Below are 17,415 nucleotides of genomic sequence, written 5' to 3'. Positions count from 1 at the left end.
CTAACTGAACTGGAGTGTCTGGTCATGCATAAGCCTCGCCTGTTGGTTGCCGCCCTATCCTTGGGATTCTGTGCTCAGTGGGCGGTTGCCGCGCCCGTTGTTCCGGAGCGCTTGCTCAAGGTCGAAAAACTCGTCTATTGCTCAGGCATGGATTCGCCGCCCCTGGTGTCCTTCGATGAAGCGCAGAAACCCAGGGGCTTGACCGTTGACCTGGGCCTGGAAATCGCCAAGCGGGTGGGCGACAAGAAAGTCGAGTGGCGGGTGATTCCCTTTTCCGGGCTGCTCCCGGCTTTGCTCGCCAAGCAGTGCGACATGATCGTCGACCAGTTGTTTGACAAGCCCGAGCGCCGTGAGGTGATCGATATCGTCAACTACATGTACTCCAGCCAGGCGGTGGTCGTGCCCAAGGGTAATCCGAAGGCAATCAAGACGCTGTCGGACCTGTCCGGGCATAAAGTTGCGGTGCTCAATGGCTCCACCATCAAGACGCTGCTCGACGCCGAGAATGAAGCGCTGATCAAGGCTGGCAAGCCTGGAATGAAACTGGTGGTCTACAACACCGACACCGATGCATTCCAGGCCTTGCGCATCAGCCAGGTCGATGCCTACGGCACCACGGTGGAAACCGCCGGTTATTACGCCACCATGGCCTCCGATTTGTTTGAGGAAGGGGTGCCTGCCTTCAGCCGGATTCTTACCGGACTGGGTATTCGCAAGGACGACACGCAACTGAGCGCCGCAGTGCAGCAGGTGATCAACGACATGCGCAGTGATGGCAGCTACAGCCAACTGCTCAGCAAATGGCATGTCGCCAGTGACACTCTTGATTGGGGTGAGCGTTGATGAACTTCAATTGGGATGTGTTTTGGCAGTACCTGTTGCAGCCCAGTGATGTTTACCTCACCGGGCTCTGGCTGACCTGCGTGATCAGTGTGTTGGCGATGCTGCTGGGCTGCTTCCTGGGACTGGCCGCGGCGTTGCTACGGTTGTCGAGCAATCCGTTGCTGCATTTACCGGTGCGTTTTTATGTGTGGCTGATGCGCGGCACGCCGTTGCTGGTGCAGATTGTCTTTCTCTATACAGCACTGGCGGCAGGGGGGATTTTCCGCTTCGAAGACATCGATCTGTTCGGCCTGGTGATTCCCGGCAATATCCAGGCGGCGATCATTGCCCTGGGGCTCAACGAAGGTGCCTATATGGCCGAGATCATCCGGGCCGGCATCGGCGCGGTGGACAAGGGCCAGTACGAAGCCGGGCGTTCCCTGGGCATGACGTTCGCCAAGCTGATGCGCCGCATTGTCTTGCCCCAGGCGTTCCGGGTCATCGTCCCGCCACTGGGCAACGAGTTCAACGTGATGCTCAAGAACACCACGTTGGTCAGCGTGATCGGCGTACAGGAACTGTTGCTCAGTACCCAGATGGTCACGTCGGCGACGTTCCGGGTGTTCGAGTTGTACCTGGTGGTGGCGATCTATTTCCTCTTGTTGACCACTCTCTGGGGCTTTTTCCAGCGCTGGCTGGAAGCCCGTTTCGGCCAATCGGACCGACCCTCGTCACCACCGCCGGCGTCGACGCGGATGTTCGGTCGCAGCACCCTGAACCTGTTGAGGGCACGTTAGCCATGGCGCACAAAAGTGAAGAGCTGATCATCGAGGCGCTGGATGTGCACAAGTCCTTTGGCGAGCTGCAGATCCTCAAGGGCATATCCCTGCAAGTACGGCGCGGCGAAGTGGTGGTGCTGATCGGTGCCTCCGGCTCGGGCAAGACCACCTTTATCCGCTGCATCAATCTGCTGGAAGACATCCAGGGTGGGCGCATCCGCGTCAATGGCCGGGCCATGGGCTATCGCGAGCGGGCTGACGGCAGCCTGGTGCGTGAGTCGGAGCGCAACATCGCCCGCCAGCGCCGGGACATCGGCATGGTGTTTCAGCGCTTCAACCTGTTCCCCCACATGACGGCCCTGGAGAACATCATCGAGGCGCCGATCCAGGTGCTCGGGATACCGCGCACCGCAGCGCTGGAAGAGGCGCGCAACCTGCTGGAGCGGGTCGGTCTGGCGGACAAGGCCAACCACTACCCGTCGATGCTCTCCGGCGGCCAGCAGCAACGGGTGGCGATTGCCCGGGCGCTGGCGATGAAACCCCAGGCCATGCTGTTCGATGAACCCACCAGCGCCCTCGACCCGGAAACCGTTGGCGAGGTGCTGCAAGTCATGAAAGCGCTGGCAGAGGAGGGCATGACCATGGTCGTGGTCACCCATGAAATGGGCTTTGCCCGCGAAGTGGCAGACCGTGTGGTGGTGCTGGACCAAGGTGAACTCATTGAGCAAGGCCCGCCGGAGCAGATCTTCAGCCATCCCACGCACCCGCGAACTCGGGCTTTCCTCAGTCGCGTGTTATGACCGTTCCAGGGTGTTCGCCCTGAGTCCCGCCAATGAATCCTTGTGTTGAAGAGTCTTTGCCATGCTGAAATTTTCTGCTCACGAGTACCCTTATCCGTCGCAACGCCAGAGCGTTTTTGCCCGCCGGGGCATGGTCGCCGCGTCCCAGCCTCTGGCTGCCCAAGCGGGCATCGAGATCATGCAAAAGGGCGGCAACGCCATTGATGCGGCCATCGCCACGGCGGCGGCGCTGACGGTGGTCGAGCCCACGGGTTGTGGCATCGGTGGCGATGCTTTTGCCTTGGTCTGGTGCAAGGGTCAGTTACATGGCCTCAACGGCAACGGCCATGCACCGGCGGCCCTGAGTATCGAGGCGGTCAAGACGGCCGGTCATGAACAGATGCCGCTCTATGGCTGGACACCGGTAACCGTCCCGGGTTGCCCATCGGCCTGGGCCGAGTTGTCGCAACGCTTTGGCAAGCTGCCCTTTGCCGTGTTGCTGCAGCCGGCGATCAGCCTGGCGCGGGACGGTTTTGCGCTGTCGCCGGTGGTTGCCCATCAATGGCAGATCGCTTTGAACGAATTCACGCCTCATCGTGATCAGGTCCTGGATGCCTGGTTCCAGACTTTTCTGATTGACGGTCGCGCGCCACGGGCCGGGGAGATTTTCCGCAACCCGGCTCAGGCCCGTACCCTTGAAGAATTGGCTGCCACCCGCTGCGAGAGCCTGTATCGCGGCGCCTTGGCCGAACGCCTGGATGCCCACTCCCGGGCCAGCGGCGGCTACCTTCGTGCCACGGACCTGCAGGATTATCGCGCCCAATGGGTGGCACCGATCCACGTCAACTATCGAGGCGTCGATGTCTGGGAAATCCCGCCGAGCGGACAGGGGCTGGTGGCCTTGATGGCGCTGAAAATACTGGAGGGCTTCAGCTTCGATCACCGCGACAGCCAGCAGACCTGGCATCGCCAACTGGAGGCCATGAAGTTGGCCTACAGCGACGGCCTGCACTACATCACCGACCCTCTGCACATGCGTGTGGCGGTGACTGACCTGTTGAGCGAGGAGTACAGCGCCTGCCGTCGCGCCCAGATCAGTGAACAGGCCCAGGCACCCAAACCCGGCGATCCCCACGCCAGCGGCACGGTGTACCTGGCGACCGCTGACGGGGAAGGCAACATGGTCTCGTTCATCCAGAGCAACTACCACGGATTTGGCTCTGGCGTGGTGCTGCCTGACAGCGGGATTGCCTTGCAGAATCGCGGACAGGAATTCAGCCTGGATCCGAGCCACGCCAATTGCCTGGTCCCGGGCAAGAAGACTTTTCACACCATCATCCCTGGTTTCCTCACCCAGAATGGCCAGGCCCTTGGCCCTTTCGGCGTGATGGGCGGTTACATGCAGCCCCAAGGCCATGTGCAGATGGTGATGAACCTGGTGGACTTCGGCCTGAACCCGCAAGCGGCGCTGGACGCTCCGCGCTGGCAGTGGCTTGGTGAGATGAAAGTTGGCATCGAGCAGGGTGCCTCCGGCGACTTGGCCAATGCCTTGGCGCGGCGCGGTCATGAAGTGCAGATCGCCAGTGACCGGACTGATTACGGACGAGGCCAGATCATTCTCCGCGACCCGGTCAGCGGTGTCCTGTGCGGCGGCACCGAGCCCAGGGCGGATTCTCATATTGCTGTGTGGTAGGCACGATGAACCGGCCGTGCTTGCAGGGACTCCCGGGGCGTATGGTTGAGAACCCGGGAGGACGAGCGCCGCCGCAGGCAACACTCCATGACCGATGAAACACTCATTGCGTCGTGATAGCACTCAAGTGAATAAAAACGATTGAAAAAACCCTCTGGACGCTATACACCGAAGGCTCACTGGCATATTGCCTGGCAATCAGTCATTCAATCTCGCCACTGTGGCGCAGGGAGCGCTGATGAGTTTTCGCCCATTGAGCGATCCCCCGCAGCCATCGAACCATTACGGTGTGGCAATTCACCTGCAAGAAAACCCGGATGCGGCCGGCATGGCATACGTTGGCAAGGAAGACGCGATCGAACAATTGCTGGAATCAGCCCGCACCTGGGCCCACACCACCCAGTGGGTGGTTTATCGCGCCGGTGAACAACTGCATCTGCTGGGGCAGGGCGACCCAGGGCAACAGTGGCCGGCCAGCGTTGCGAACGCCGAGTTCGAGACCTTCTGCCGGACCAGACGGTTGTGCCGCTGGCCGACCGGTCGGGGCGAAAGTGTGCTGGGTTGGCTACTGGCGCCAGTCACCGATACCGAGGAGCCGGCCCTCGCCGAGTTTGCCCGATGCCTGGGCATCCAGGTACAGACCAATACCCTGGCCCGGGCCCAGATTACTCAGCGTGTGCTGTATGAAATTACCTACCTGGCCAGTTCCACCCGCGACCGCTCCGTGTTCCTGGTGGGGGTTCATCGGCTGCTCGCCAGCCTGATCGACGCCGAGAACTTTTATCTCGCGCTGTATGACCCCCACAGCGGAAAAATCGACTACCCGTACTACGTCGACATCATCGACGTCGATGCCGTGGAGTCCCAACACTACGAATACCTAGACCCTTCGCGTCTGTCGTTGACCGGCCAGGTGCTGACCTCGGGCCAGCCGTTGCTGATCGATGCCGCCGGCATTTGCGCCGCTCAGGCCGAGGGTCGTTTCTATTGCGTAGGTGATCGTCCCGAATTCTGGATGGGCGCTCCGCTGAAAAATGCCGCCGATGAAGTGTTTGGCATGCTTGCCATGCAGGTCTACGACGTTGCACGCACCTACAGCGCCGAAGACCGCGCGCTGTTTCTGGTGGTGGCCCGGCACGTGGCCATGGCGCTGGACCGGATTCTGCACCGTGAGGGCATGGAAGAGACGGTGATGCGTCGCACGCTGGAACTGTCGGCAGTCAATGACGCGCTGAGGCAGGAAGTGGCAGATCGAGAGCGCGCCGAACACCTGCAGAGTGCGCTATTTCAGATTGCAGAACTGTCGAGCCAGCCTGGCGACATGGCGGAGCTGTTCCAGACCTTGCATGGCATTGTCGGGGATCTGCTGTTCGCGGAGAACTTCTACATCGCGCTGTTCGACGACGCGATCGGTGAAGTGACCTTTCCGTATTATGTCGATGAGCGCAAAACCACCCTGCCTGAGGCACGCCGTGGGTGCCGGGGCCTGACTGAGTACGTTATCCGCCAGCGTCGTCCTTGCCTGATTGATCCTTTCGACGCGGATCGGTTGTCTGCACAGGGTGAACTCGAAGTGGCCTACGAGTCGGTCCGCTTCCATTCCTGGCTGGGCATTCCGTTGTTCGATGGCGATGTGGTACGGGGTGTGCTGGCGGTGCAAAGCTATACCTCCCAGGTGCGCTACACCTTGCGCGACCAGGAACTGCTGACGTTCGTGTCACGGCACATTGATACGGCATTGTCGCGCCGCACGGCCGCAGAAGCGATCCATGCCGCCAACCTCAAGCTCGAAGCCAGGGTGCAGGACCGCACCCGCGAACTGGATCACGCCAACGCCAAGCTGCAACACGAAAACGCCCATGATGCGCTGACCGGGCTGCCGAATCGCTCCTACCTGCAGCAGCGCCTCAATGTGGCCTGGGCGCGGTTCGAGAGCGAAGGCGGGCAACTGTCGGTGATGTTCATCGACCTCGACCGCTTCAAGATGGTCAACGACAGCTTCGGCCACCATTTTGGCGATTTGCTGTTGATGCAGGCCGCCCACCGCTTGCGCAGTTGCCTGCGTGACACCGACATGCTGGCCCGCCTGGGGGGCGATGAGTTTTCAGTGCTGGCGCCCGAGGCGACACTGGAGGCGGTGATCGAAATCGCCGAGCGGATTCTGTCGGTGTTCGACCTGCCGTTTCTCATCAATGGCCACGAAGTGTTTTCGTCTTGCAGCATCGGTATTGTCAGCGCCGACAGTCAGTTTCACCACGAACCCGCGGACTTGCTGCGCGATGCCGATGCGGCGATGTACCGGGTCAAGAATGCCGGGCGCGACAGTTACGCGGTGTTCAACCAGGAAGTGCGTCGTGAAGTCTCGGACCAGGTTGAGCGTGAAGGGCACCTGCGCAATGCGCTCAAGCGTACCGACGAACTGCTGCCGTATTTCCAGCCGATTGTCAGCGTCGAAAGCGGCGAGCTGGTGGCCCTTGAAGCGCTGATCCGCTGGCATCAACCGGGTGGCCGGATCATCGCGCCGGGCGAGTTTCTGCCCGATGTCGAGGGGTTGCGTCTGATCGGTCGACTGGATCTGTACATGCTCACCAGCATCGTGGCGATCCTCGCACTACCGCAACACGCCAATTGGCCACCGGTGCATGTCAATTGCTCCAGCTACAGCATGACGCGCCCGGATTTTGCCGATGATGTGCTGGCACTGTTGGCCCGTTACAACGTCGCGCCGTCGCGGATCTGCCTGGAGTTGACCGAAGGTGCGCTGGTGGCCGAGCCCGCCATTGCCCGACTGACCATGCAGAAATTGGCCGACAACGGCATGTCGGTGGTGCTCGATGACTTTGGCGCAGGATTTTCCTCCCTGAGCTATGTGCATCAATACCGTTTCAGCGGTTTGAAGATCGACAAGTCGTTCATTTTCGAACTGACCACCAGCCCCCGCAGTCGCGCGATCGTCCGGGCGATCGTGCGTATGGCCGAATCACTGGACCTTAGCGTGGTGGCCGAAGGTGTCGAAGATGAAGCGACGTTGCTCTTGCTGCGGGAGATGGGGGCAGGGCAGGCCCAAGGTTATTATTTCGCCAAGCCGATGGGGCTGGAGGCATTGCTGGCGACTTCGCTGGTTGGTGGCTAGGTGCGTGGAACGGGCGGTTATTTCTGCCTGAGGGCGGCGATGGACAGGCCTGAGACGATGAAGGTCAATCCCGCCCCGAGGTTCAGTCCGTTGGCAAGGCGAGGGCGTTGACAGATGTATTGCGACAGGCGCGTGGCGAAGACCCCCATCAACGAGAACCCCACGGCCGTCAGCAGGGCGAACCAGAACCCGTAGACCAGCATCTGTACGGTGACCGAGCCGAGCGCGGGGTTGATGAATTGAGGGATGAACGCCAGGACGAACAACCCGGGTTTGGGGTTTAGCGCCGCCGAAAGAAAGCCTGTAAGCAAAATGCTTCGCAGTGGCTGTCGTGCGGCGGGCGCGAAGGTTATCAGGCTTCTGGAGCGCAGCACCTTGATCCCGAGCCAGACCAGATAGGCCGCCCCTACCAATTTGACGACCCAGAAGGCAACCGTCGAGGTCTGGATCAACAGCGTCAGCCCCAACGAGGCGGTGGTGACGTGAAACAAAATGCCCAGCCCAGACGACAGGCCGGACACGATGGCGGCCAGGCGACCCTGGCTCAGCCCCCGTCCTATGGCCAGCAGATTGTCAGGACCGGGTGACAAGACCAGCAGCACGCAGGCTGCGGTGTAGGTGAACCAGATATCCATCGGAAACACGGTGAAGCTCCCTGTGAGGTATGAATGGGGTCAACGGATGATGTCCGCGAGGCTGTCCTGGATTGTGGCGCTGGCAGAGACAAGGCCAAGGTCTTTCATTTCTAGCAGCGGTGAACCGGTTCGGCAACTCAATAACGGGCCCCGAACTCCTCGGCAGCGGGGCTGATGGGGGGAGTAACGCTGGGATCAACGACCGTTTCATGAGGATTCGCTTCACCCACTTGAACGTCTGCTACCACGCGGCCTCTGACGTAATGCAGGGCGAACATACGCCGCTCATTCCGACTTGGAGGATAGGTTTACATGAACATTCTAATGGTCCTGACGTCCCACGATCAGTTGGGTGACACCGGCAAGAAAACGGGGTTTTGGCTGGAAGAATTCGCCGCGCCCTATTACGTGTTTGTCGACGCCAAAGTGACGGTTACGCTCGCCTCACCAAAGGGAGGGCAACCGCCGCTGGACCCCAAGAGCGACGAGGAACAGGCCCAGACGGACGCCACTCGCCGCTTCAGCGCCGATACCCGGGCCCAGGCAGCGTTGGCCGACACGGTGCCGCTGGGCGAAATTGATCCCTACGACTTCGATGCCGTGTTCTATCCCGGAGGTCATGGGCCGCTGTGGGATCTGGCCGAGGACACTGATTCCAAGACCCTCCTCGAAGCCTTTTACGCCGCGAATAAACCCATCGCGGCCGTCTGTCACGCGCCTGGGGTGCTCAAGAACGTCAACGCGCCGGATGGCCATCCAGTGGTCAAGGGCAAGAAAGTGACCGGGTTCACCAACTCTGAAGAAGAGGCCGTGGGATTGACCCAGGTGGTGCCATTTCTGGTGGAGGACATGCTCAAAGCCAGAGGTGGCGAGTATTCAAAGGCGGCAGACTGGGCGAGTTACGTGGTCGAGGATGGCCATCTGATCACCGGCCAGAACCCGGCTTCTTCCGAAGCCGCCGCCAACGCGCTGCTCAAGCGCTTGCAGCAAGAGCAGAAGGCTTGAGTCAGCTCAAACAAGGGCCGGATCGCAACCGACGCGTCGGCCTTGAGGCCGTCGCGCGTTCACCTCGCAAGGGCGCATGCCGTTATGTTCGAATGCACAGTCGCGGACAATCAATGAGACTCGCGCAAGACCTCGATGAAGGCCTGCAAGCCTGATGGGATATAGCGGTGCCCCGGATAATACAGAAACAGCCCAGGAATCCTGGGGCACCAATCCGCGAGGACCTCGACCAGACGGGCGTCTGCCAAAGGTTGCGATACCGTCTGCTCTGGCACGTAAGCGATGCCGAGCCCGGATATGGCTGCATCGACCATGATTTCGGCATTATCGAGGGTTAGCTGTCCTTTGGGCTCGATGACCAAGGATTGTCCGTTCCTGGAGAATTCCCATCTATAAGGTTTACCACTGGGCATCCGGATGCAGATGCATTGATGTCCTGGCAGATCATCCGGCGTAAGGGGGACAGGATGAGTCTTCAGGTATTGGGGGGACGCCACGGTAATAAATCGCGTATCCGTTCCTATCGGCACGGCGATCATGTCTTGGGGGATCGCTTCACCTAAACGGATACCGGCGTCGAAGCCCTCGGCTACGATATCGATCAGACGGCCCTCGGTCACGAGGTCAACCGACATCTGGGGGAAGCGTTCCAGGAATATCGGAAGGGCAGCTTTCATCAAAACGCGCGCGGCCTGTTCGCTGGCATTGATCCGTAAAGTGCCGCTGAGAAGATCCCGGTATTCATTGACTTCCTCAATCGCCAGCTCGAATTCGCGCAACACAGGCGCCAGTCGTCTTAGCAGACGCTCTCCCGCTGCCGTCGGTGAAACGCTGCGCGTGGTGCGGTGCAGCAAACGCACCCCAAGACCGGCCTCCAGCGTTTTCATCATATGACTCAGGGTAGAGGCTGACAGGCCCAACTCATCGGCCGCTTTACGAAAGCTGCGATGAGCAACGATGCGGGTCAGCGCGCGTAAATCGGCAAGCGAAAGGGGCAATTGATTCATGGCTATATTTCATTAGCTCATCCGAATTCTGCCCCATAGTAGCAGCAGTCCGGCTGACGTAGTTTGGTCTCACATCGATGGCAACTCACCCTTCATTCGGAGATCAAGCACATGAGCAAAACTTGGTTAGTGACTGGAAGTTCGTCCGGCATTGGTCTGGCGGTGGTCGAACAATTGCTGGAACGGGGGGACCGTGTGGCGGCTACTTTGCGTAAGCCTCAGGCCTTGAGTCACTTGAAGACACGCTACGGCGAGCAACTGTGGACAGCGTTGCTCGATGTAAACGACGCATTGGCCATCCGCGCTGTGGTTCATCAGGCGTTCACCGAGCTAGGACGTATTGATGTTGTGGTGAGCAGTGCGGGCTACGCGTTGTTTGGTGCGGCGGAGGAAGCCAGCGATGAACAGATCGACCAGCAGTTGCAAACGAATCTGCTCGGTTCTATTCAACTCATCCGTGCCTGCCTACCGTTTCTGCGCAAACAGGGGGGCGGTCGAATTCTTCAAGTGTCCTCGGAGGGCGGGCAGCTCGCTTACCCGAACTTCAGCCTTTACCACGCAAGCAAATGGGCCATTGAGGGATTCGTTGAGTCGGTCGCTCTGGAGGTTGCGCCTTTTGGGATCGAGTTCACCCTGGTAGAGCCGGGCCCGACACGAACTAATTTCGGCGCCGCGCTGGTTCGTCCGCCCGCGATGGCTGAGTACGAGCAAACGCCTGCCGGTGAAGTGCGTAAAGCAATCGCCGAGGGTACTTTCCCGCTTACCGGAGACCCGCAGAAAATGGCCAGGATCATGCTCGAGATTGTCGACGTCGATCCCGCACCCAGGCGTCTACTGCTAGGCAGCGGGGCTTACGAGCGTGTTCGCAATGCCCTGGTCCAACGGCTGGCTGAGCTGGAGCAATATCAAGCGCTTGCAATGAGCACGGAGGTTGACTGAGCTCGGCCCGTTTCTCATCCAGTCCTGATCATGGACCCCGAAAAATCAGTGTTCCCATTGTTCAAGCAATATCGAGACAAATTTTTCCGCGGCCGGGGAGAGCGATGCGCCCCTTCGATAGACCAGGCCCAGCGATCGGTTTACCACCGGATCAATCAACGGCACGCTGACCAATGTCGGGTGATCCTCGGCTGGCATTGCGAGGCTGGGCATGGCCGACACCCCGAGGCCGGCCTCGACCAACCCCAACGATGTAGACAAGTGCTGCACTTCGTAGAACCACTGCGGACGCCAGCTCAAACCCGACAAGGCGTGGTCCAGCAGCATTCGGTTGCCGCTGAGACGACCGACACCGATCAGTCGGTAATCGCTGAGCTCAGACCAGCTTACCGAGCTGCGTCTGGCCAGTTCATGGTCGCGTCGACAAGCTAAAACGAAAGGTTCGTTGACCAATGGCACGAACTCGATATCCGGGTGCTGGCCACTCATCATATTGATACCGAAATCGGCTTCGCCACGCAGTACCGCCTCGAGCCCTTCGTTTGCGCTGAGGTCGAGCAGGCGGATGCGGATTTTGGGGTAGCGCTCGTTATAGAGGCGGATCACCGAAGGCAGGAAATAGAAGGCCGCGGTGGGGATGCAGGCCAAGGTCACCCGACCGATCTGGCGCTCCGCCAGTTCGCGAATATTGAGAATCGAGTCGTCGAAATCATCCAGCAAGCGCCGCGCCTTGGGCAGGAAATCGCGCCCGACGCTCGTCAGGCTGACCTTGCGGGTGGTGCGATCCAGCAAGGCGGTCCCCAGGCCTTCCTCGAGTTTTTTCATGCGCCGGCTCAGGGCCGGTTGAGAGAGATGCAACGCATCGGCGGCTTCATGAAAACTGCCTAGTTCAGCGATTTTCACGAAAGATCGTATGTCCTGAAGCTCGTATTCCATGTTCTTTCTCACCGGGCAAGAGCGATGCGCTGGGAAATCATCGTAAATTAATTCATTCGTGAAACGCAATAATTGCTCTGATCTTTGCATTGGAAACACTTTTAGAACCCTGCCACTCTTGTGTCCAGAACATCAATTATCCAGATTGATCAACAAGAGTTAGTGTTCATGCAGCGAATTCCTTGTGTGCTGATGCGCGGTGGTACTTCCAAAGGGCCCGTATTTCTTGCCTGGGACCTGCCCAGTGCCATCGCCGAACGTGATGAGCTGCTGCTCAACCTGATGGGGTCCGGCCATGAACTGGAAATCGACGGCATCGGTGGCGGCAGCCCGCAAACCAGCAAAGTGGCAATCGTCAGCCCATCGTTGCACCCGGACGCGGATGTCGACTATCTGTTCGTCCAGGTCATGGTTTCCCAGCGCCGGGTCGATACCGCGCCCAACTGCGGCAATATGCTGTGCGCCGTCGGCCCGTTCGCCATCGAGCAGGGGCTGGTCAAGCCTTCCGGCGATCTGACCCGCGTGCGGATCCGCAACCTCAATACCGGGACCTTCGTAAATTCAGAGGTGCAAACCCCTGAGGGCAAGGTCAGCTATGAAGGGGACACCGCCATCGACGGCGTGCCTGGCACGGCGGCTCCGGTGCAACTGACCTTTCTGGATGCGGCTGGCAGCAAGACCGGCAAGCTCTTCCCGACGGGGCAACCGCTGGACCTGATCGATGGTATCCCGGTGACCTGTATCGACATGGCGATGCCGATGCTGATCGTCGAGGCCAGTCAGCTTGGCAAGCGCGGCGATGAAAGCCCCGCTGAACTGGACGCCGATAAGGCGTTCCTGCAACGCCTGGAGTCCCTGCGACTCAAAGCCGGCCTGGCCATGGGCCTGGGTGATGTCAGTGACAAGGTCATCCCCAAGCCGGTGCTGGTGTCGCCTGCCAAGTCGGGCGGGACGGTCCAGGTGCGCTATTTCATGCCGCACAACTGTCATCGCGCCTTGGCGATCACCGGCTCCATCGGTCTGGCTACCGCTTGCGTGACTGAAGGCAGCGTAGTGGCGCAGTTGCTCGGCGGCATCAGCGAGCCGCGTCTGCAGCAGGTTCGTATTGAGCACCCAAGCGGCGGTATCGATGTCGTGCTGTCCTATACCGGCGAAAAGGGTGAGACCATTCGTGCCTCGGTGGTGCGTACCGCCCGCCGGCTTTTCTCAGGTTTCGTCTACGCCACCGCTTCACACCGGCTGGCCGGATAGTCCAGGCAGTCATTGTCGTTTGCATCAGAACAATTCTAAAAATGGGTGATGCCATGAAAGTTGTTAAATCGCTCTACTTCCAGATCATCTGCGCCGTGCTGCTGGGCGTGCTGGTCGGGCACTTCTGGTCGCAACAGGCGATTGCCTTGAAGCCGCTGGGTGATGCTTTCATCAAGTTGATCAAGATGATGATCGCGCCGGTGGTGTTCTGCACGATTGTCACCGGCATCGCCGGCATGAGTGACAAGCGCTCGCTGGGGCGCTTGTTGAGCAAGACCATGCTGCTGTTCCTGGCGCTGACGGTGATCAGCCTGATCATTGGCCTTGTGTCGGTCTACCTGTTCAAGCCCGGTGCAGGCATGAACATAGACCCGACCCAGTTGAGCACCCAGGGCCTGTCGCAATACACCGACTCCGCTGCGAAGCTGAGTGTGGTGGACTTCTTCATGCACATCATTCCCGACACCTTTATTGGCGCTTTCAATAAAGGCGAGGTGCTGCCGGTGCTGTTTATCGCAGTGCTCTGCGGCTTTGCCCTGTCGTCCTTGGGCGAGCGCGGCAAGCCAGTGCTGGATGTGCTGGAATCAGCTTCGCACATGGTGTTCAAGATATTCTCCTACCTGATGCGTTTTGCTCCGATCGGCGCTTTCGGAGCCTTGGCCTTCACTGTCGGGCAGTACGGCATCACGTCGCTGGGCTCGCTGGCCAAGCTGATCATGACCCTGTACGTCGCTTGCGCCTTCTTCGTCTTCGTTGTGTTGGGCAGCATTTGCCGTGCACACGGCTTCAGTTTGTGGAAGCTGTTGCGTTATCTGCGCGAGGAATTCCTGGTGGTGCTGGGCACTTCTTCGACTGAACCGGTGATGCCGCGGATGTTGGAAAAGCTCCAGGCCCTGGGTTGCAAGAAGGGAGTCGTGGGGCTGGTGCTGCCAACCGGTTACTCGTTCAACCTCGATGGCACGGCGATCTACCTGTCGCTGGCGGCCATTTTCATTGCACAGGCCTGCAACATCGACCTGACGCTGACCCAGGTCATCACCATGCTGGCGATCATGTTGCTGTCTTCCAAGGGCGCCGCAGGTGTTACCGGCAGCGGCTTTGTCGCGTTGGCCTCGACCCTGACCGTCATCCACGATATTCCTCTGGCCGGTTTGGCCCTGTTGATCGGGATCGACCGGTTCATGTCCGAGGCGCGGGCGCTGACCAGCCTGGCGAGCAACGCAGTGGCGACCGTGGTGATCTCCATCTCGGAGAATGCCTGCGACCGCGATGTGCTGTTGCAGACCCTGGATGGCAAACCCTCCCCGAGGCACATCCAGGCAACGGAGCACGCCTGGGACGACACAAAGGTCGCGAATCACATCTAACCGGTCACGGCTGACCCGACATCACCGCGTTATCTTCCTGAATACCTGCGCCAGGCAATCATTCGAGTGTCGCCTGGCGAGTGGGATGGCGTGCGCCTGAATGTCGGCCAAGCTACTCATAACAACAAGAGATCTGACTTATGCTCGCTTTACTTGGCTTGGCCATGGTGGTGGTCTTCACCTTCCTGATAATGACCAAACGTTTGTCACCGATCGTCGCCCTGACGGTGGTGCCAATAGTCTTCGCGGTGATCGGCGGGTTTGGCGGTACCACCGGCAAGATGATGCTGGACGGCTTGAAGATGGTCGCGCCGTCGGCGGCGCTGCTGTTGTTCGCAATTCTGTTTTTCGGCCTGATGATCGATGCCGGTCTGTTCGACCCGCTGATCCGCAAGATCCTCAAGCGAGTTAACGGTGATCCGATGAAAATCGCCGTGGGCACGGCGCTGCTGTCGCTGTTGGTGGCGCTGGACGGTGACGGCACGACCACGTACATGATCACCTGTGCAGCGATGTTGCCGCTGTACAAGCGCATCGGCATGAACCCGATGATCCTGGCGACCATTTCCATGCTCTCGTTGAGCATCATGAGCGGCATGACGCCCTGGGGCGGCCCGGCGACCCGTGCGATCGCAGCGCTGGGCCTGGATGCCGGCGAGTATTTCGTACCCTTGCTGCCGACCATGATCGGCGGTGCAGTGTGGGTGGTGTTCACGGCGTTCCTGCTGGGGCGTGCCGAACGCAAGCGCATCGGCAACACCCATCTGCAAAGCGGTGGGGGTAATTGCTACATCAAGGCGATTATTGAAGACACGCCGCACAAGCGCCCGAAACTGGCCTACGTCAACCTGCTGCTGGTGACGGCGGTGATGGTTGCGCTGGTCATGGGCCTCATGCACTCGGCGATCCTGTTCCTGATCGGTTTTGTCCTGGCGTTGATGATCAACTATCCGCAACTGGATATTCAGAAAGAACGAATTCTCGCTCATTCGGGCAACGCCATGACCGTGGTTCTGCTGGTGTTTGCCGCGGGTATCTTCGCCGGGATCTTCTCTGGGACGAAAATGGTCGATGCGCTGGCGCAAACCCTGGTCGACTGGATCCCGCCATCCTGGGGCCATTTGTTCCCGCTGGTGGTTGCCATTACCAGCATGCCGCTGACCTTCGTGCTGTCCAACGATGCCTACTACTTCGGTGTCGTGCCGATCCTGGCCAACGCCGCAGCGGCCTATGGCATTGATCCGGTCGAGATTGCACGGGCCTCCATTCTCGGCCAGCCGGTGCACCTGATGAGTCCGTTGGTGGCCTCGACCCTGCTGCTGGTCGGCATGGTCGACCGTGATCTGGGCGACTTCCAGAAAGCCACCGTCAAATGGGCGGTGCTCACTTCCCTGGTCGTGACTGCGTTGGCCTTGCTGACTGGGGCAATCAGTCTGTTCTCCTGATTCTCCAAACCTCTTTGACACCTGACGCCCCATGCCAGTGGGGCGGACGGTCAGCTGCATTCCAAATAACAACAATGAGTAGTTTGATATGACCTCTGTTTATAACCGTGGAGCTTTATTGACTCTCCTGGCTTTGTTGCCGCTGGCCAATGCCAATGCGCAAGGCTTTATCGACGACAGCAAACTCAAGCTGCAATTGCGCAATGTTTACATCAATGAAAATTTCCGCGATGAACATGGCATGAGTGCGCGAGCGGCAAATACCGCCAAGAGCGAGCGCACCGAATGGGGCCAAGGCTTTTTGCTTGATTATCAGTCGGGATTCACGACCGGCAGCCTCGGTTTGGGGATTGATGCGTTGGGCCTGCTGGGCATCAAGCTCGACTCGGGCCGCGGTCGTAGCGGCACCGGTCTGCTGCCTGTGCATGATGACGGTCGTGCCGCCGATGAATTTGCGAGCTTCGGGATGACCGCCAAGGCTCGATTTGCCAAGACCACCGTCAAATACGGTACGTTGCTTCCTAAAACGCCGGTGCTCATTTACAACGATTCCCGACTGTTGCCTCAGATCTACCAGGGCGGCCAGTTCACTAGCACCGACATTGATAACCTTAGCCTGACGGGCGGCTATCTTGATCGTTTCAAGTTGCGAGATTCGAGCGACAGTATGCCCATCGTGCCAGACGGCTACAGGGGCGATAAGTCAGGGGACTTCAGTTACCTCGGTGCCGATTACAAGTTGGGCAAGACGATTCGCCTCAGCTACTTTCATGGCGAACTGGAGAACTTCTATAGGCAGAACTTTGCGGGTGTCCAACATGATCTGCCGCTCGGCCCAGGCGTGCTGACCAGTGATCTGCGCTACTTCCGCAGCGTTGATAGCGGTTCTGCCTATGGCGGTAAAATCGACAACCATATGCTCAGCGGCCAGCTGACTTACGCTGTCGCAGGCCATACCGTAGGCGGCGGCTATCAAACACTGAAGGGCGACGCCGGGCTGCCCTACATCAGCGGCGCGTCCGTTTATTCTTTCAGCAACGCCGGCATAGGCAAGTTCGTAGAGGAAGACGAGAAGACATGGATGCTCAACTACGGCTACAACTTCGCGGCCCTGGGCGTCCCCGGCCTGACGTTCTCCACGCGTTACCTTAGCGGCGACGATGGAGAGTCCAACACCACCATCAAAGAGTGGGAGCGCGATGCTGAACTGGCTTATGTGGTGCAGCAAGGCTCCTTCAAAGGGTTGGGCGTGAAGCTGCGCAATTACGTCTACCGCTCTGAATTCTCGAGGGGACGGGACAGTAACCGGATCTACCTTACCTACGATATCGCCCTTTGGTGATCGTTCGTCGCCCGCCTGATGGCGGAGGGGTGGGCGGTCATCGTCGATTTTCCAGGGCCGGGCAGGGTGGCCCAGCAAGGGCCACCAAGCCTGCAACGGTCTACTCCTGAACGCCCACCGCGTGTTGCTGTAGCCAGAAAAATGGCAAACAGCAGCACGAGGTTGATCCAGATCAAACGGCATTCGTTGATCGGCGCCATTCTTTTGATAAGCATGGGGCAGAGATACGGTCATGACAAACAACAGACCCATCAGCGGGGCGCAGGTGGTTCAGGACCGGAG

Annotated in this window: 14 protein-coding genes; 11 read left to right on the top strand and 3 right to left on the bottom strand. The window is 59.5% G+C overall.

Annotated elements, in window-relative coordinates:
• Nucleotides 1–24: 24 nt before the first annotated feature.
• The 5 genes from CRX69_RS21855 (at nt 25) to CRX69_RS21835 (ending at nt 7,206) form a co-directional block, all read left to right on the top strand.
• Nucleotides 25–843 carry an ABC transporter substrate-binding protein gene (locus CRX69_RS21855; RefSeq protein WP_107322848.1) on the top strand — a complete coding sequence of 273 codons (819 nt, stop codon included), beginning with the start codon at nt 25–27 and terminating at the stop codon, nt 841–843.
• A complete protein-coding gene (locus tag CRX69_RS21850; RefSeq protein WP_047225541.1) occupies nt 843–1,619 on the top strand; it encodes an amino acid ABC transporter permease in 777 nt (258 codons plus the stop codon). The genes CRX69_RS21855 and CRX69_RS21850 overlap by 1 nt, the downstream gene beginning before the upstream one ends.
• A gap of 2 nt (nt 1,620–1,621) precedes the next feature.
• Nucleotides 1,622–2,401, top strand: a complete 780-nt coding sequence (locus tag CRX69_RS21845; protein ID WP_107322847.1) for an amino acid ABC transporter ATP-binding protein — start codon at nt 1,622–1,624, stop codon at nt 2,399–2,401.
• A gap of 61 nt (nt 2,402–2,462) precedes the next feature.
• Nucleotides 2,463–4,073 carry a gamma-glutamyltransferase family protein gene (locus CRX69_RS21840; RefSeq protein ID WP_047225543.1) on the top strand — a complete coding sequence of 537 codons (1,611 nt, stop codon included), beginning with the start codon at nt 2,463–2,465 and terminating at the stop codon, nt 4,071–4,073.
• A 238-nt stretch (nt 4,074–4,311) separates the two neighbouring features.
• On the top strand, nt 4,312–7,206 hold the full coding sequence (locus tag CRX69_RS21835) for a bifunctional diguanylate cyclase/phosphodiesterase (RefSeq protein WP_107322846.1): 2,895 nt from the start codon (nt 4,312–4,314) through the stop codon (nt 7,204–7,206).
• A 17-nt stretch (nt 7,207–7,223) separates the two neighbouring features.
• Here CRX69_RS21835 and CRX69_RS21830 read toward each other — a convergent pair whose 3' ends face one another.
• Complete coding sequence (locus CRX69_RS21830; protein ID WP_076384161.1) at nt 7,224–7,850, bottom strand: LysE family translocator; 627 nt, start codon at nt 7,848–7,850, stop codon at nt 7,224–7,226.
• 303 nt (nt 7,851–8,153) lie between these two features.
• On the opposite strand from CRX69_RS21830, the gene CRX69_RS21825 reads away from it, so the two are divergent.
• Entirely contained in the window at nt 8,154–8,846 is a 693-nt protein-coding gene (locus tag CRX69_RS21825; RefSeq protein ID WP_047225546.1) for a type 1 glutamine amidotransferase domain-containing protein, read from the top strand.
• 110 nt (nt 8,847–8,956) lie between these two features.
• Here CRX69_RS21825 and CRX69_RS21820 read toward each other — a convergent pair whose 3' ends face one another.
• On the bottom strand, nt 8,957–9,853 hold the full coding sequence (locus CRX69_RS21820) for a LysR family transcriptional regulator (RefSeq protein ID WP_107322845.1): 897 nt from the start codon (nt 9,851–9,853) through the stop codon (nt 8,957–8,959).
• A 111-nt stretch (nt 9,854–9,964) separates the two neighbouring features.
• Between CRX69_RS21820 and CRX69_RS21815 the strand changes: the two genes are divergently transcribed.
• Nucleotides 9,965–10,792 (top strand): SDR family oxidoreductase, encoded by an 828-nt coding sequence (locus tag CRX69_RS21815; protein WP_076384163.1) that lies wholly within the window; start codon nt 9,965–9,967, stop codon nt 10,790–10,792.
• A 45-nt stretch (nt 10,793–10,837) separates the two neighbouring features.
• Here CRX69_RS21815 and CRX69_RS21810 read toward each other — a convergent pair whose 3' ends face one another.
• Nucleotides 10,838–11,728: a LysR family transcriptional regulator gene (locus CRX69_RS21810; protein WP_047225549.1), complete on the bottom strand. Its 891-nt coding sequence runs from the start codon at nt 11,726–11,728 to the stop codon at nt 10,838–10,840.
• A 168-nt stretch (nt 11,729–11,896) separates the two neighbouring features.
• On the opposite strand from CRX69_RS21810, the gene CRX69_RS21805 reads away from it, so the two are divergent.
• The 4 genes from CRX69_RS21805 to CRX69_RS21790 all read left to right on the top strand — a co-directional run bounded on the left by CRX69_RS21805 (nt 11,897) and on the right by CRX69_RS21790 (nt 17,133).
• Nucleotides 11,897–12,979: a 4-oxalomesaconate tautomerase gene (locus CRX69_RS21805; RefSeq protein WP_107322844.1), complete on the top strand. Its 1,083-nt coding sequence runs from the start codon at nt 11,897–11,899 to the stop codon at nt 12,977–12,979.
• Between the two features lie 41 nt (nt 12,980–13,020).
• Nucleotides 13,021–14,346 (top strand): dicarboxylate/amino acid:cation symporter, encoded by a 1,326-nt coding sequence (locus CRX69_RS21800; RefSeq protein WP_047225551.1) that lies wholly within the window; start codon nt 13,021–13,023, stop codon nt 14,344–14,346.
• 140 nt (nt 14,347–14,486) lie between these two features.
• On the top strand, nt 14,487–15,791 hold the full coding sequence (locus CRX69_RS21795; protein ID WP_107322843.1) for a CitMHS family transporter: 1,305 nt from the start codon (nt 14,487–14,489) through the stop codon (nt 15,789–15,791).
• Between the two features lie 88 nt (nt 15,792–15,879).
• Nucleotides 15,880–17,133, top strand: a complete 1,254-nt coding sequence (locus tag CRX69_RS21790; RefSeq protein ID WP_107322842.1) for an OprD family porin — start codon at nt 15,880–15,882, stop codon at nt 17,131–17,133.
• The last annotated feature ends 282 nt before the right edge of the window (nt 17,134–17,415 follow it).

The organism is Pseudomonas rhizophila (assembly GCF_003033885.1).
Lineage (GTDB): Bacteria > Pseudomonadota > Gammaproteobacteria > Pseudomonadales > Pseudomonadaceae > Aquipseudomonas > Aquipseudomonas rhizophila.
Note: the sequence above shows the minus strand (reverse complement) of the source record. Positions and strands in the feature narration are given on the sequence as shown.